The 14,905-nt window shown below is 70.5% G+C and carries 14 protein-coding genes; 11 read left to right on the forward strand and 3 right to left on the reverse strand.

The window, feature by feature from the left end:
• Positions 1-81 precede the first annotated feature (81 nt).
• A complete protein-coding gene (locus K5L01_RS03205; protein ID WP_250061892.1) occupies positions 82-966 on the forward strand; it encodes a LytTR family DNA-binding domain-containing protein in 885 nt (294 codons plus the stop codon).
• A 13-nt stretch (positions 967-979) separates the two neighbouring features.
• Here K5L01_RS03205 and K5L01_RS03210 read toward each other — a convergent pair whose 3' ends face one another.
• From K5L01_RS03210 to cysS, 3 genes are all read right to left on the reverse strand, one after another.
• A complete protein-coding gene (locus tag K5L01_RS03210; RefSeq protein WP_250061895.1) occupies positions 980-2,224 on the reverse strand; it encodes an MFS transporter in 1,245 nt (414 codons plus the stop codon).
• A gap of 10 nt (positions 2,225-2,234) precedes the next feature.
• Entirely contained in the window at positions 2,235-2,675 is a 441-nt protein-coding gene (locus tag K5L01_RS03215; RefSeq protein WP_250061897.1) for a SufE family protein, read from the reverse strand.
• An 89-nt stretch (positions 2,676-2,764) separates the two neighbouring features.
• Positions 2,765-4,138 (reverse strand): cysteine--tRNA ligase, encoded by a 1,374-nt coding sequence (gene cysS / locus K5L01_RS03220; protein ID WP_250061899.1) that lies wholly within the window; start codon positions 4,136-4,138, stop codon positions 2,765-2,767.
• Positions 4,139-4,312: 174 nt separating this feature from the next.
• On the opposite strand from cysS, the gene K5L01_RS03225 reads away from it, so the two are divergent.
• The 10 genes from K5L01_RS03225 (at position 4,313) to proB (ending at position 14,861) form a co-directional block, all read left to right on the forward strand.
• Positions 4,313-4,867, forward strand: a complete 555-nt coding sequence (locus K5L01_RS03225) for a hypothetical protein (protein ID WP_250061901.1) — start codon at positions 4,313-4,315, stop codon at positions 4,865-4,867.
• A 306-nt stretch (positions 4,868-5,173) separates the two neighbouring features.
• Positions 5,174-6,181, forward strand: coding sequence for an N-acetylornithine carbamoyltransferase (locus tag K5L01_RS03230; RefSeq protein ID WP_250061903.1), 1,008 nt, complete (start codon positions 5,174-5,176; stop codon positions 6,179-6,181).
• 76 nt (positions 6,182-6,257) lie between these two features.
• On the forward strand, positions 6,258-7,463 hold the full coding sequence (locus K5L01_RS03235; protein ID WP_250061905.1) for an argininosuccinate synthase: 1,206 nt from the start codon (positions 6,258-6,260) through the stop codon (positions 7,461-7,463).
• A 142-nt stretch (positions 7,464-7,605) separates the two neighbouring features.
• Complete coding sequence (locus K5L01_RS03240; RefSeq protein ID WP_250061907.1) at positions 7,606-8,703, forward strand: acetylornithine deacetylase; 1,098 nt, start codon at positions 7,606-7,608, stop codon at positions 8,701-8,703.
• A 71-nt stretch (positions 8,704-8,774) separates the two neighbouring features.
• Positions 8,775-10,103 carry an acetylglutamate kinase gene (locus tag K5L01_RS03245; RefSeq protein WP_250061909.1) on the forward strand — a complete coding sequence of 443 codons (1,329 nt, stop codon included), beginning with the start codon at positions 8,775-8,777 and terminating at the stop codon, positions 10,101-10,103.
• Between the two features lie 4 nt (positions 10,104-10,107).
• Positions 10,108-10,719: a GNAT family N-acetyltransferase gene (locus K5L01_RS03250; protein ID WP_250061911.1), complete on the forward strand. Its 612-nt coding sequence runs from the start codon at positions 10,108-10,110 to the stop codon at positions 10,717-10,719.
• On the forward strand, positions 10,716-11,687 hold the full coding sequence (argC, locus tag K5L01_RS03255) for an N-acetyl-gamma-glutamyl-phosphate reductase (RefSeq protein WP_250061914.1): 972 nt from the start codon (positions 10,716-10,718) through the stop codon (positions 11,685-11,687). The genes K5L01_RS03250 and argC overlap by 4 nt, the downstream gene beginning before the upstream one ends.
• On the forward strand, positions 11,680-12,972 hold the full coding sequence (gene argH / locus K5L01_RS03260) for an argininosuccinate lyase (protein WP_250061916.1): 1,293 nt from the start codon (positions 11,680-11,682) through the stop codon (positions 12,970-12,972). Before argC ends, argH begins: the two co-directional genes overlap by 8 nt.
• A 463-nt stretch (positions 12,973-13,435) precedes the next feature.
• Positions 13,436-13,705 carry a YciI family protein gene (locus K5L01_RS03265; RefSeq protein ID WP_250061918.1) on the forward strand — a complete coding sequence of 90 codons (270 nt, stop codon included), beginning with the start codon at positions 13,436-13,438 and terminating at the stop codon, positions 13,703-13,705.
• 4 nt (positions 13,706-13,709) lie between these two features.
• Positions 13,710-14,861 (forward strand): glutamate 5-kinase, encoded by a 1,152-nt coding sequence (proB, locus tag K5L01_RS03270; RefSeq protein WP_250061919.1) that lies wholly within the window; start codon positions 13,710-13,712, stop codon positions 14,859-14,861.
• Positions 14,862-14,905 lie beyond the last annotated feature (44 nt).

Below are 14,905 nucleotides of genomic sequence, written 5' to 3' on the forward strand. Positions count from 1 at the left end.
GGACGGGCGGGGCGCCGGCAGGGACGAAGCGCGGGCAGGACGGGACGGCCACGGCCCCGCCGGCCCGCTAGAATGCGCCGGATGCGCGATGTCGAACCGATGCCCTACGACCGTTACCTGCCGTGGAAGCGCTGGGTGGAGAACGGCTTCTGGCTGGCGATGATCGGCGGCAACTGCATTGCCAACAGCCTCGTCACGCTGATGGACCTGCGCCGCCGCGGCTCGGCCATCCCGGCGTGGGAGCCGGTGCTGTGGGAGGCGAGCAGTGCACTGATGTGGCTGTTGCTGATCCTGCCGGGCCTGGCCTGGTTCACCGCCCGGTATCCGTTCCAGTGGGGGCGCGGGGGCCGGCAGCTGCTGCGCTATCTGGGCGCCAGCGTGGCGGTATGCCTGGTGCACGTGGCGGGGATGGTCGCGCTGCGTGCCCTGGTCTACGCCCGGCTGGGCATGGACTACGACTTCGGCCCGTGGCCGCGGGAGCTGTTCTACGAATACCTGAAGGACGTGCGCAGCTTCGCCTACATCGTGCTGACGATGGAGGCCTACCGGGCGCTGCTGCGGCGCTGGCAGGGCGAGGCCAGCCTGCTGTCCGAGCCGGACGAGGGCCCGGCGCTGGAGCCGGTGGAGCGCCCCGAGCGCTTCCTGGTGCGCAAGCTCGGCCGCGAGTTCCTGGTCGCCGCGGCCGACATCGAGTGGCTCCAGGCGTCCGGCAACTACGTGAACCTGCGGGTACGGGGCCACGACTATCCGCTGCGCAGCACCCTGGCGGCGATCGAGGCGAAGCTGGACCCGGAGCGCTTCGTACGCATCCACCGCAGCTACCTGGTCAACCTGCTGCAGGTGGCCTCGATCGAGCCGCTGGACAGCGGCGATGCCCGCGTCCACCTGCGCGATGCCACCGTGCTGCCGTGCAGTCGCCGTTACCGCGCGGCGCTGCGCGCGCGGGGCGGCGTCGAACCGGGCTGAGCCCGGCTCGGGGTCACTGCAGGTCGCGCAGGTCCAGCCGGCGCAGCCGCGGCGCCTTCCAGGCGATGGTGGCGGCCACGCCGAGCACCGCGCAGCCGCCGACCACCACCGCCGGCACCAGGCCCAGCAGGCGGGCCGCGCTGCCGGCATAGAACGCGCCGAGCTCGTTGGAGGAGCTGATGAAGATGCCATTGATGGACGCCACCCGGCCGCGCATCGCGTCCGGCGTCGCCAGCTGCAGGATGGTCGAGCGCACCACCACCGAGACGCCGTCGCAGGCGCCGTAGAAGACCAGGATGGCGCCCGACAGCCAGAAGTTCCGCGACAGGCCGAAGGCGATCACGCACAGCCCGAAGCCGGCCACCGCGCACAGCAGCACGCGTCCGGCATTGCGCTGCAGCGGGCGCCGTGCCAGCCACAGGCCGACCGCGATCGAGCCCAGCGCCGGCGCCGCGCGCAGGATGCCCAGTCCCTCGGGACCGTGCTGCAGGATGTCGTGGATGAATGCCGGCAGCATCGCCACCACGCCGCCGAGCAGCACCGAGAACATGTCCAGCGCCATGGCGCCGAGCATGATCTGGTTGGACAGTACGAAGCGCGCCCCTTCGGCGATGCTGGCGAAGATCGGCGCCCGCACCTGCGGCGGGGCCGGCTCGCTGACCCGCAGGGTGGCCAGCGCCAGCAGCGCCAGGATCGCCATGACCGCGGCCACGGTGTAGGACAGGCCCTTGCCGCCCCAGGCGACCAGGGCGCCGCCCAGCGCCGGGCCGACCACCATGCCGGTCTGGAACACCACGCTGCCGACGCCGGCGCCGCGCGCGAATTGTTCGCGTGCCAGCACCCGGGCGAACAGCGCGTTGTAGACCGGCGACAGGAACGCGCGGACCATGCCGGTCAGGGCGATGGCCAGGTAGATGGGCCATACGCCCCTGGCCGGCAGTCCGCCGGTCGCCACCAGGGCCAGCACCACCGCGGTGGCGATCAGCCCCAGGCTGGCGGTCATGCCCAGCCGGCGCCGTGGCAGGTGGTCGACCAGGTAGCCGGCGAACGGCGCCGTGCAGAAGAACGGCAGCACCTCGGCCAGGCCGATCAGCCCGAGCGAGAAGGGATTGCGAGTGATCTCGTAGATGTGCCAGCCGACCGTCACCGCGACGATCTGGTAGGAGAGCATCGACGCCACCCGGTACAGCAGCAGCTGCACGAAGCCGGGCTGGCGCAGCAGCGTGCCGGTGCCGGGATGGTCGGAGGGCGCGTTCACCGGGCCGCGCTCACGGGCAGTGGGCGTGGGCGGTCTCGCGGATGAACGCCAGCAGCGCCGCCAGGCCGTTGCTGCGGGTCGGCGACAGGTGCCGGGACAGGCCGATGGCGGCCACGTAGTCCGGTTCGGTGGCCAGGATCTCGCGGGCCGGCCGCCCGGAATACACGCGCAGGGCCAGGTAGATCAGCCCGGACACGATGGCCGAGTCGCTGGCGGCGCGGAAGTCCAGGCGCTCGGCATCGCCTTCGGCGACGATCCACACCATCGACTGGCAGCCGAGCAGGCGGTGGGTGTCGGTCTTCCACGCGTCCGGGAAGTCCGGCAGCTTGCGCCCCAGGTCGATCAGGTACTGGTAGCGCTCGGACCAGTCGCCGAAGAAGGAGAATTCGTCGGCGATCGCGGCCTGGGCGTCGGCGGGTGTCGGTTCGAGCGGGAAGGGGGTATCGGTCATGTCGGGTTCCGTGGGGGGGCGCATCCGGGTTCCCGGGAACGGGAACGGCATCGGGCGCCGGCAGGGCCGGCGCCACGGGGCTCAGGGGCTCAGCTGTGCCTGCGCACCCAGCGTACGCCTTGCGGGGTGTCTTCCAGGACGATGTTCTCGGCGGCCAGCTGGTCGCGGATGGCATCGGCGCGGGCGAAGTCGCGGGCCTGCTTGGCGGCGATGCGTTCGTCCACCAGGGCCTGGATGCGGGCGTCGTCGCCGGCATCGGCGCCGCGCCCGAACCAGGCCTGCGGCGCCTGCTGCAGCAGCCCCAGGGCCCGACCGGCACCGAGCAGCTCGCCTTTCAGGCGGGCCTTGTCCCGCGGGTCGAGTGCCTTGCGGGCCTCGCCGGCGATGCGCGCCAGTTCGGCCAGCGCCAGCGGCGTGTTGAGGTCGTCCTCCAGCGCCGCTTCCACCGCGGCCGGGATGTCGGCCGCGGCGGTGGCATCGCCCAGGTCGCGCAGGGTGGCGTAGAGCCGGTCCAGGGTGCGCACCGACTGTTCGATCAGGGCGTCGGACCAGTCCAGCGGCTGCCGGTAATGGGCGGACATCAGCGCGTAGCGCAGTGCTTCCGGCGGGTGTTGGCGCACCAGGTCGTGCACGCGCTCGATGTTGCCCAGCGACTTGCTCATCTTGGCGCCGCCGAAGTTGAGCATGCCGTTGTGCAGCCAGACGCGGGCGAAGGTACGCCCGCCGTGGGCGCATTCGCTCTGCGCGATCTCGTTTTCGTGGTGCGGGAACTGCAGGTCCACGCCGCCGGCATGGATGTCGATGGTGTCGCCCAGGTGGGCGGCGGCCATCGCCGAGCATTCGATGTGCCAGCCCGGACGGCCGCGGCCCCAGGGCGACTCCCAACCGGGCAGGTCGTTGCTGGAGGGCTTCCAGAGCACGAAGTCGCCGGCGTCGCGCTTGTACGGCGCGACGTCGACGCGGGCGCCGGCCAGCAGTTCCTCCGGATCGCGCCGCGACAGGTGGCCGTAGCGTTCGAAGGTGGCGACCGCAAACAGCACGTGGCCCTCGGCGGCATAGGCATGGCCGCCCTCGATCAGGCGCTCGATCATGGCGATGATCTGCGGGATATGCGCGGTGGCCTCCGGCTCGATGTCCGGCGGCTGCACGCCCAGCGCGGCCATATCGTCGCGGTAGGCGGCCGCGAAGCGGTCGGTGATGGCCGAGATCGGCACACCCTGCTCCTTGGCTGCCGCGTTGATCTTGTCGTCAACGTCGGTGATGTTGCGCGCGTAACGCAGGTTGCCATGGCGCCTGCGCAGCAGGTCGGCAAGCACGCCGAACACCACCGGCCCGCGGGCGTTGCCGATATGGACATAGTTGTAGACGGTCGGCCCGCAGACATACAGGGTCGGGGCGAAGGGATCGAGCGGGACGAACGGCTCCAGCCGCCGCGTCAGCGTGTTGTACAGGTGCAGGGCCATGAAGGTGTCGTGACAGGGGACGGGCGAGGACCGGCAATTCTAGCGGCCCCCGGCGGCGCGGGCACACCCGGGCTGGGCAGCGGGCCGATGGACGGGTAAGGTTCAGCCCTTCGCCCTTCGCGCTGTCTACACTGTATCGGTGCTTATCCGTCGCCCCTCTCCGCTTCCGTGTCGATGACGCCAGCTCCCGCTGCCCTGGCCATGGCGTGCCTGCTGGCGGCCAGCGCGATGCCGGCCGGCGCCCAGGAGGGCGACGAGCTGCGCAACCGCGTGGCGATCGTCGAGAACGTGCGCTACGACTATGCCCAGGTGCTCAATGTCGAGCCGGTGTTCCAGACGCTGCGCGCGACGCGCACCGAGGAACACTGCGAGCCGGTCTCCACGCTCACCCTGGCGCCGGTGGAGGTCAAGGTCGAACAGGAGAAGGGCGGCTTCCGCCGTTTCTGGGACTCGGTCAAGGGCCTGTTCGACCGCGCCGACGGCGACGACATGGGCGGCATGGCGCTGCGTCCGTCCGGTGCCGGCGGCAATACCGCGCTGTTGACCCCGGAGTGCCGCATCGTTGAGGTCGGCCGTGAATTCCGGCGTCCCATCGCCTACGACGTGGATTACGTCTACAAGGGCGTCAAGTTCCGCTCGCGGCTGCCCGAGGACCCCGGCAACCGGCTGAAGCTGCGGGTGTCGATCACCCCGGAGCTGGGCCGTGAGCCCGAGCCGGCGGGCCAGTGAGCATGCTGCGTTGCGCCACTTGCGTGCCGCCGGGACGCATGCGACCATGCGCGCCGATGAACGCGAACGACTTCCAGCACGAAACCAGCGCCGCCCGGATGGCGACCGGCATGACGTCGCGTGCCCGTCGACCGGAACCCCACATAGTTGCTGGGTAAACCGGAGCGTCGTGCTGTCTGTTCGGAAAACCCAGCCAAGGCTGGGTTTTTTCGTTTCCGTTCCCTGGAAAGTTTCAACCGCAATGAGTCGCGCATGTGCGCATCCCGCCGCCCTCCACGGTGGTTCCCTGCAGCAAAGGATGGACCGATGTCTGTGAAGCACTTCTTGAACACCCAGGACTGGAGCCGTGCCGAGCTCGACGCGCTGCTGGCCCAGGCCGCGCAGTTCAAGCGCAACAAGCTGGGCGACGACCTCAAGGGCAGGTCGATCGCGCTGGTGTTCTTCAACCCGTCCATGCGGACCCGCACCAGCTTCGAGCTCGGCGCGTTCCAGCTCGGCGGCCATGCCATCGTGCTGCAGCCGGGCAAGGACGCGTGGCCGATCGAGTTCGACCTGGGCACGGTGATGGACGGTGACACCGAGGAGCACATCGCCGAGGTGGCGAAGGTGCTGGGCCGCTACGTGGACCTGATCGGCGTGCGCGCCTTCCCGAAGTTCGTGGACTGGCAGCACGACCGCCAGGACACCGTGCTCAAGGCGTTCGCGAAGTACTCGCCGGTGCCGGTCATCAACATGGAGACCATCACCCATCCCTGCCAGGAGCTGGCGCATGCGCTGGCGCTGCAGGAGCATTTCGGTACCCGCGACCTGCGCGGCAAGAAGTACGTGCTGACCTGGACCTACCATCCCAAGCCGCTGAACACCGCGGTGGCCAACTCGGCGTTGACCATCGCCACCCGGCTGGGCATGGACGTGACCCTGCTGTGCCCGAACGAGCAGTACCTCCTCGATGAGCGCTACATGGGCTGGGCCGAGCAGAACGTGGCCGAGAGCGGCGGTTCGCTGGCCGTCAGCCACGACATCGAGAGCGCCTACCGCGGTGCCGACGTGGTCTACGCCAAGAGCTGGGGAGCGCTACCGTATTTCGGCAACTGGGCACCGGAAAAGCCGATCCGCGACCAGTACCGGCACTTCATCGTCGACGAAGCCAAGATGGCGCTCACCAACAATGGCGTGTTCTCGCACTGCCTGCCGCTGCGCCGTAACGTCAAGGCCACCGACGGGGTGATGGATTCGCCGCAGTGCATCGCCATCGACGAGGCCGAGAACCGCCTGCACGTGCAGAAGGCGATCATGGCCGCCCTGGTCCGCTGACCCTCCCGCCGTTCCTCCTCCCTTTCCCATCCGCAGCGCCGCGGCGCCGTCCGCGCCGCCCAACGAGAGCCCCCACATGAGCAGCCCCAACGAATCCCGCGACATCGTCCTGGCCTTTTCCGGCGGCCTGGACACCAGTTTCTGCGTGCCCTACCTGCAGGAGCGCGGCTGGACCGTGCACACCGTGTTCGCCGATACCGGCGGCGTGGATGCCGACGAGCGCGCCTTCATCGAGAAGCGCGCCGCCGAGCTCGGCGTGGCCAGCCACCTGACCGTCGATGGCGGTCCGGCGATCTGGGACGGTTTCGTGAAGCCGTTCGTCTGGGCGGGCGAGGGTTACCAGGGGCAGTACCCGCTGCTGGTGTCCGACCGCTACCTGATCGTCGATGCCGCGCTCAAGCGCGCCGCCGAGCTCGGCACCAACGCTGTCGCCCATGGCTGCACCGGCATGGGCAACGACCAGGTCCGCTTCGACCTGGCGGTCAAGGCGCAGGGCGACTACCGGATCCTGGCGCCGATCCGCGAGATCCAGAAGGAGCACACCCAGACCCGCGCCTATGAGCAGGCCTACCTGGAAGAGCGCGGGTTCGGCGTGCGCGCCAAGCAGAAGGCCTACACCATCAACGAGAACCTGCTGGGCGTGACCATGTCCGGCGGCGAGATCGACCGCTGGGAAACCCCGGGCGAGGGCGCGCGCGGCTGGTGCGCGCCGCGCAGCGCCTGGCCGATCGAGCCGCTGACCGTGACCCTCAAGTTCGCCGGCGGCGAAGCCGTGGAGCTGGACGGCAAGGCGCTGCCGGGCGAGCAGATCCTGGCCCGGCTCAACAAGCTGTTCGCGTCCTACGGGGTCGGCCGCGGGGTGTACACCGGCGACACCGTGATCGGCCTCAAGGGCCGCATCGTGTTCGAGGCGCCGGGGCTGACCGCGCTGCTGGCCGCGCACCGCGCGCTCGAGGACGCGGTGCTGACCAAGCAGCAGAACCGCTTCAAGCCCGACGTGGCGCGCAAGTGGGTGGAGCTGGTCTATGAAGGCTTCTACCACGACCCGCTGAAGACCGACCTTGAGGCGTTCCTGCGTTCCTCGCAGGCACAGGTGGACGGCGAGGTGGTGCTGGAAACCCGCGGCGGCCGCGTCGATGCCGTGGCGGTGCGTTCGGCGCACATCCTCAACGCCAAGGGCGCGACCTACGCGCAGTCGGCCGACTGGGGCGTGGAGGAGGCCGAAGGCTTCATCAAGCTGTTCGGCATGAGCTCCACGCTGTACGCACAGGTCAACCGCTGAACCGGCCGGCGCCGCGCTCCGCAGGGAGCGCCGCGCCGCCTCCCGGTCCCTGCCGCGGACCGGCCGCATCCGGGCGCATGCCCCGGTGCGGCGGCCGCGACGCCACCGCCCACCGTTACGACGACCCCCGCTGCCGCACACCATGACCGATCTGCTCGAACCCACCCTGGCGCACCTGGAAAAGCTGGTGTCCTTCGACACCCGCAATCCGCCGCGCGCGATCACCCCCGGCGGCATCTTCGACTACCTGCGCGCCCATCTGCCGGGCTTCAGCATCGAGGTGACCGACCACGGCGCCGGCGCGGTCAGCCTGTACGCGGTGCGCGGCACGCCGAAGTACCTGTTCAACGTGCACCTGGACACGGTGCCGGATTCGCCGCACTGGAGCGCCGACCCGCACGCGATGCGGCGCCTGGACGACCGCGTGGTCGGGCTCGGCGTCTGCGACATCAAGGGCGCGGCGGCGGCGCTGGTGGCGGCCGCCAATGCCTGCGATGGCGATGCCGCGTTCCTGTTCTCCTCCGACGAGGAGGCCAACGATCCCCGCTGCATCGCCGCGTTCCTGGCGCGCGGGCTTCCCTACGAGGCCGTGCTGGTTGCCGAGCCGACCCTGGGTGAAGCGGTGCTGGCGCACCGTGGCATCAGCTCGGTGCTGATGCGCTTCCAGGGCCGTGCCGGGCATGCCTCCGGGCCGCAGGATGCGGCGGCCAGCGCCCTTCACCAGGCGATGCGCTGGGGCGGGCGGGCGCTGGACCATGTCGCCTCGCTGGCGCATGCGCGGTTCGGGGGCCTGACCGGCCTGCGCTTCAACATCGGCCGCGTCGACGGCGGCATCAAGGCCAACATGATCGCGCCGGAGGCCGAGCTGCGCTTCGGTTTCCGCCCGCTGCCGTCGATGGACATCGACCAGCTGCTGGCGACCTTCGCCGGATTCGCCGACCCGGCGGCGGCGCACTTCGAGGAGACCTTCCGTGGCCCGAGCCTGCCTGCCGGCGACATCGCCCGCGCCGAGGAGCGGCGCCTGGCCGCGCGCGACGTCGCCGACGAACTGGGCCTGCCGATCGGCAACGCGGTCGACTTCTGGACCGAGGCCTCGCTGTTCTCGGCCGCCGGCTACACCACGATGGTCTACGGCCCCGGCGACATCGCCCAGGCCCATACCGCCGACGAGTTCGTGACGCTGGAGCAGCTGCGGCGCTACGCGACCTCGGTGCACGGCATCCTGCAGCGCGGCGCCTGAGCCGCAGTCGCCCCGGCGGTCCCGCCGGGTTCTCTCCCCGCGACCCGAGGGTCGCCACGTAGACGCAAGCAATGTCCCCAGCCATGCAACCCCACCGCCAGACCCGCCAGACCATCGTGCGCCTGCTTTCGAGCATGGCCAGCGCGAAGGAGATCAGCCAGTACCTCAAGCGTTTCTCGCAGCTGGACGCCAAGCGCTTCGCCGTGGTCAAGGTCGGCGGTGCGGTGCTGCGCGACGACCTGGACGCGCTGACCTCCTCGCTGTCGTTCCTGCAGGAGGTCGGGCTGACCCCGATCGTGCTGCACGGCGCCGGCCCGCAGCTGGACGCGCAGCTGTCCGCGGCCGGCATCGAGAAGCAGGTGGTCGATGGCCTGCGCGTGACCACGCCCGAATCGCTGGCGATCGTGCGCCGGGTGTTCCAGCAGTCCAACCTGCAGCTGGTCGAGGCGCTGCAGCAGAACGGCGCGCGCGCGACTTCGATCACCGGCGGGGTATTCGAGGCCGCCTACCTGGACCAGGCCACCTACGGGCTGGTCGGCGAGGTGAAGCGGGTCAACCTGGCGCCGATCGAGGCCAGCCTCCGCGCCGGTTCGATCCCGGTCATCACCTCGCTGGGCGAGACGCCCAGCGGGCAGATCCTCAACATCAACGCCGACTTCGCCGCCAACGAGCTGGTGCAGGAGCTGCAGCCGTACAAGATCATCTTCCTCACCGGTACCGGCGGCCTGCTCGATGCCGAGGGTCGGGTGATCGACTCCATCAACCTGTCCACCGAATACGCGCACCTGATCGAGCAGCCGTGGCTGCACGGCGGCATGAAGGTCAAGATCGAGCAGATCAAGGACCTGCTGGACAAGCTGCCGGGCGAATCCTCGGTGTCGATCACGCGTCCGGCCGACCTGGCCAAGGAACTGTTCACCCACAAGGGGTCGGGCACCCTGGTCCGGCGCGGCGAGAAGGTGCTCAGGGCCACCTCGTGGGAGCAGCTGGATACCCGGCGGCTGCAGGCGCTGATCGAATCCAGCTTCGGCCGCACCCTGGTGCCGGACTACTTCCGGAAGACCCGCCTGCTGCGCGCCTACGTCAGCGAGAACTACCGCACCGCGGTGATCCTCACCGAGGAGGCCGAGGGCGTGTACCTGGACAAGTTCGCGGTGCTGGACGATGCCCAGGGCGAAGGCCTGGGGCGCGCGGTATGGAACGTCATGCGCGAGGAGACGCCGCAGCTGTTCTGGCGCTCGCGCAACGGCAATCCGGTCAACCATTTCTACTATGCCGAGTCCGATGGCTGCCACAAGCTGGACCACTGGAAGGTGTTCTGGTACGGCGCCACCGGTTTCGACGACATCCGCGCCTACGTCGCCCATTGCGGCCAGCGCGCGGCAAGCCTGGAGGGCTGAGCGCATGAACGGATCGCCGCCCGACGCGGCCTGGACCCGGGTGCCGGCGCTGCGTGGCCGCCATGTCGCGCTGGAGCCCCTGGAGAGCGGCCACGCCGCGGCGCTGCGGCAGGCGCTGGGCGAGGGCGAGCTGTCGCGGCTGTGGTACGCCAACGTCCCCGCGCCGGACGCGGTCGAGGGCTATGTCGCCGCCGCCCTGGATGCCCGCGCGCAGGGAACCGCGTTGCCGTTCGTGGTCCGCGACGTGGCCGGGGAGGTGGTCGGCAGCACCCGTTTCTATGCACTGGACGCCGGCGTTCCGCGCCTGAACATCGGCTACACCTGGTACCACCGCCGCGTGCAGCGCACGGGCCTGAATACCGAGGCCAAGTGGCTGTTGCTGCGCCATGCCTTCGAGGCGATGGGCTGTAGTGCCGTCGGCTTCGAGACCAGCTGGTTCAACCATGCCTCGCGCGCCGCCATCGCCCGGCTCGGAGCGAAGCAGGACGGCGTGCTGCGCAACCACAAGCGGCACGCCGACGGCACGCTCCGCGACACCGTGGTGTTCTCCCTCCTCGACAACGAATGGCCGGCGGTACGCAGCCATCTGCAGTCCCTACTGGATTCGCATTCATGACCGACAGGAAATTCTCGCTGGGCATCGTCGGTGCCCGCGGCCACACCGGCGCCGAGCTGATCCGGCTGATCGCCGCGCACCCGCGGATCGAACTGCTCTTCGTATCCTCGCGGGAACTGGACGGCCAGCGCGTGGCCGAGCACAACCGCGCCTACGAGGGCGAGCTGCGCTACGAGAGCCTCGATCCGCAGGCGGTGGCCGCCAAGGGGGCCGACGCGGTGATCCTGGCGCTGCCCAACGGCAAGGCGGGGGCCTTCGTCGCCGCGCTGGATGCGGCCAGGCCCGACACGGTGATCGTGGACCTCTCGGCCGATTACCGTTTCGACACCGGCTGGTATTACGGCCTGCCCGAGCTGACCCGCGGCGACTATGCCGGGCAGACGCGCATCAGCAACCCGGGCTGCTATGCCACCGGCATGCAGCTGGCGATCACGCCGCTGCTGTCGCAGCTGGCCGGGCCGCCGGCCTGTTTCGGCGTGTCCGGCTATTCCGGCGCGGGCACCACCCCGTCGGACAAGAACAACACCGAGCTGCTGCGCGACAACCTGATGCCGTACGCGCTGACCAACCACGTGCACGAGCGCGAGGTGTCCACGCGGCTCGGCGTGCCGGTGGAGTTCATGCCGCACGTGGCGCCGCATTTCCGCGGCATCACCCTGACCGTGAACCTGTGGCTGCAGCAGCCGCTCACGCGTGAGGAGCTGATGACGCTGTACCGGCAGCGCTATGCCGGCGAGCCGCTGGTGGAGGTGGTGGACGAGGCGCCGTGGGTCAGCCGCATCGCCGGCCGCCATGGCGTCCAGATCGGCGGCTTCACCCCCGCGCCGGGCAACAAGCGGGTGGTGGTGGTGGCGACCATCGACAACCTGCTCAAGGGCGCGGCGACGCAGGCGCTGCAGAACCTCAACCTCGCGCTCGGGCTGCCCGAGCTGACCGCCGTACCGCTGGAGGAGAACGACAATGGCTGATCTGTTGTGGCAGAAACCGGGGGTCGCGGTGGACGCGAAGATCCAGGCGTTCCTCGCCGGCGACGACGTGATCCTGGACCGCGAGTTCTTCCTGCACGACCTCCAGGCCAGCATCGCGCACGCCGAGGGCCTGCAGCACATCGGCATCCTGTCGGCCGACGAACTGGCCGCGCTCAAGCGCGAACTGGCGCTGCTGGCCGAGGACTTCCGCAGCGGCGCCTTCGTGCTCGACGAGCGCTACGAGGATTGCCACTCGGCCATCGAGGCGCGCCTGACCGAACGCCTCGGCGATGCCGGGCGCAAGATCCATACCGGGCGCAGCCGCAACGACCAGATCCTGGTGGCCACGCGGCTGTGGCTGAAGGAGAAGCTGGCACGCGTGGCGGAGATCAGCCGCGAGGTGGCGAAGGTGGCGCTGGACCGCGCCGCCGCCGAGCACCAGCAGCCGCTGCCGGGCTATACCCACATCCAGCGCGCGGTGGTGTCCTCGGCCGGCATGTGGTGGGCGGGGTGGGGCGAGGCCTTCATCGACAACGCCGCGCGTGCACTCGATACCCGTCGGCTGCTTGACTGCAACCCGCTCGGCACCGCCGCCGGCTACGGCGTCAACCTGCCGCTGGACCGCGACCACACCACGCGGGCGCTGGGCTTCGCGCGCATGCAGGTCAGCCCGATCTACGCCCAGTTGTCGCGCGGCAAGTTCGAGCTGGCCGCGCTGGAAGCGCTGGGCGGCGCGACCCTGGACCTGCGCCGCATCGCCTGGGACCTGTCGCTGTTCACCACCGGCGAGTTCGCGTTCGTCGCACTGCCCGCGCAGTACACCACCGGCAGCTCGATCATGCCGAACAAGCGCAACCCGGACGTGATCGAACTGATGCGCGCGACCCATGCCAGCGTGGCCGCCGCACGCACCGAGATCGAGCAGCTGCTGTCGCTGCCGTCCGGCTACCACCGCGACCTGCAGGCCTCCAAGGGCGCGATCTTCCACGGCTTCGGCCGCGGCCTGGCGGCGCTGGAGCTGCTGCCGGCGCTGCTGTCGAACCTCGACTGGCGCCAGGACCGCATCCATGCCGCGATCGACTCGGGCATGTACGCCACCGACGTGGCGGTGGAAGCGGCGGTGTCCGGCGTGCCGTTCCGTGACGCCTACAAGGCCGCCGCGGCGGCGGCGGACACCGCGGGGCAGGGACGCACGCCGGAAGGCAGCCTGGCCGCGCGCGTGTCGCCGGGTGCGGCGGCCGACCTGCGGCTGGACGAACTGCAGGCGCGCTGGGCGGCATTGTGACGCCTTCGCCGGCAAGTCCCCGCCGGGCGAAGCCCGGCGCTGCAGCGGCGCGGCGATCCGTGGTTCTGTAGAGCGGGGCAAGGCCCCGCCGGGGCTTCACCGGCAAGGCCCCGCCGGGCGTTGCCCGGCGCTACAGGGACGCGGTGATCCGTGGTTCTGTAGAGCGGGGCAAGGCCCCGTTGGGGCACCGCCGGCAAGTCCCCGCCGGGCGTTGCCCGGCGCTACAGGGACGCGGTGATCCGTGGTTCTGTAGAGCGGGGCAAGGCCCCGCTGGGGCTTCACCGCCAAGGCCCCGCCGGGCATTGCCCGGCGCTGCAGCGGCGCGGCGATCCCTAGCCCTGCAGAGCCGGGCAGGGCCCGGCGGGGCCTTGGCGCGATGCGCGCCACGACGGACAGTTGGAAACGAAAGCATCCCCCACATCCGCCTCGCGGCAGTGCACCATCAACAACGGCATTCGGTGCCATGGAGAACAACGTGAAGCTGTACCTGGTGATGGCGATGCGCAAGCCGGCGTTCGACGCGAGCGTGATCGCGCCGCACAAGGCGTTCCTCGATGCGCTGCGCGCGCAGGGACGGCTGCACCTGACCGGCGGCTTCAGCGACGGCAGCGGCGGCGCCTACGTGCTGCGCGATGTCGATGATCTGGAGCAGGCGCGCGCCATCGTCGCCGCCGATCCGCTGGCCCTGCAGGACTGCTCGGAACTGAGCGTCCACGAATGGAACACCCGCTGAGCCCATGAACGACGCCGCGCCTTCGCCTTTCGCCGAACAGATCCTGCCGCCCTGGCGACGTGCCGTGCTGAAGGTCGGCAGCAGCCTGCTGGCCGCCGATGGCGGCGGCCTGACCCCGCGCTTCGCGCTGGGCCTGGCGCAGTTCGTCTCGGCCAACCTGCTGGCCGGGCGGGAGGTGGTGATCGTGTCCTCCGGCGCGGTCGCGGCCGGCCGCGCCATCGTGCCGCGGGCGGCCGAGGCCGGCGCCGCGATCGCCGCGCGGCAGGCGCTGGCCGCGCTCGGCCAGGCCCAGCTTGCGACGCTGTGGCAGCGCTTCTTCGAGCGTCCGGTCGCGCAGGTGCTGCTGACCCACGACGATCTCCGCAACCGCCGCCGCTACCTCAATGCACGGGCCACGCTGAAGGAGCTGCTGGCGCTGGGCGCCTTGCCGGTAGTCAACGAGAACGACACCGTGTCGGTGGACGAGCTCAAGCTGGGCGACAACGACAACCTCGCGGCCATTGTCGCCGCGCTGGTCGACGCCGACGCGCTGTTCATCGCCACCGACATCGACGGCCTGTATACCGCCGATCCGCGCCGCGACCCGCGGGCGCGGCCGGTGGAGGACGTGCGGGAACTGAGCGAGGCGGTGATGGCCATGGCCGGCGGCAGCGGCAGCGCGGTCGGCACCGGCGGCATGCACACCAAGCTGCAGGCGGCCGCCAAGGCCGGCGCCGCGGGCATCGACACCTACCTGTTCAACGGCCGCAGCGGCGAGGTGGTGCGCGCCCTGGCCCAGGGGCGGCTGTACGGTACCCGCGTCCATGCCGGCCGCTCGCGGATCGCCGCGCGCAAGTACTGGCTGCGGCATGCCCCGGTCGAGCCGGGCGCGATCGTGGTCGATGCCGGCGCGGCGCGTGCGCTGCGCGAGAACGGCGCGTCGCTGCTGCCGGGCGGGGTGACCGCGGCCGAAGGCGATTTCCGCCGCGGCGACATGGTCGAGGTGCGGATGCATGGCGGGGATGGCATGCAGTGCATCGCGCGCGGCATCAGCCAGTATTCGGCGGTCGATGTGCGGCGCATCGCCGGCTGCCATTCGCGGGTGATCGAGGCGACCCTCGGCTACAACTATGGCGGCAGCGTGGTGCACCGCGACGACCTTGTCCTGCTGCCCTAGCGGCAGGGAGACTCCAACGCGCAGCAGGCTGCGCTTCCGACAGA

The sequence above is a fragment of the Stenotrophomonas mori genome (genome assembly GCF_023556335.1).
Lineage (GTDB): Bacteria > Pseudomonadota > Gammaproteobacteria > Xanthomonadales > Xanthomonadaceae > Stenotrophomonas > Stenotrophomonas mori.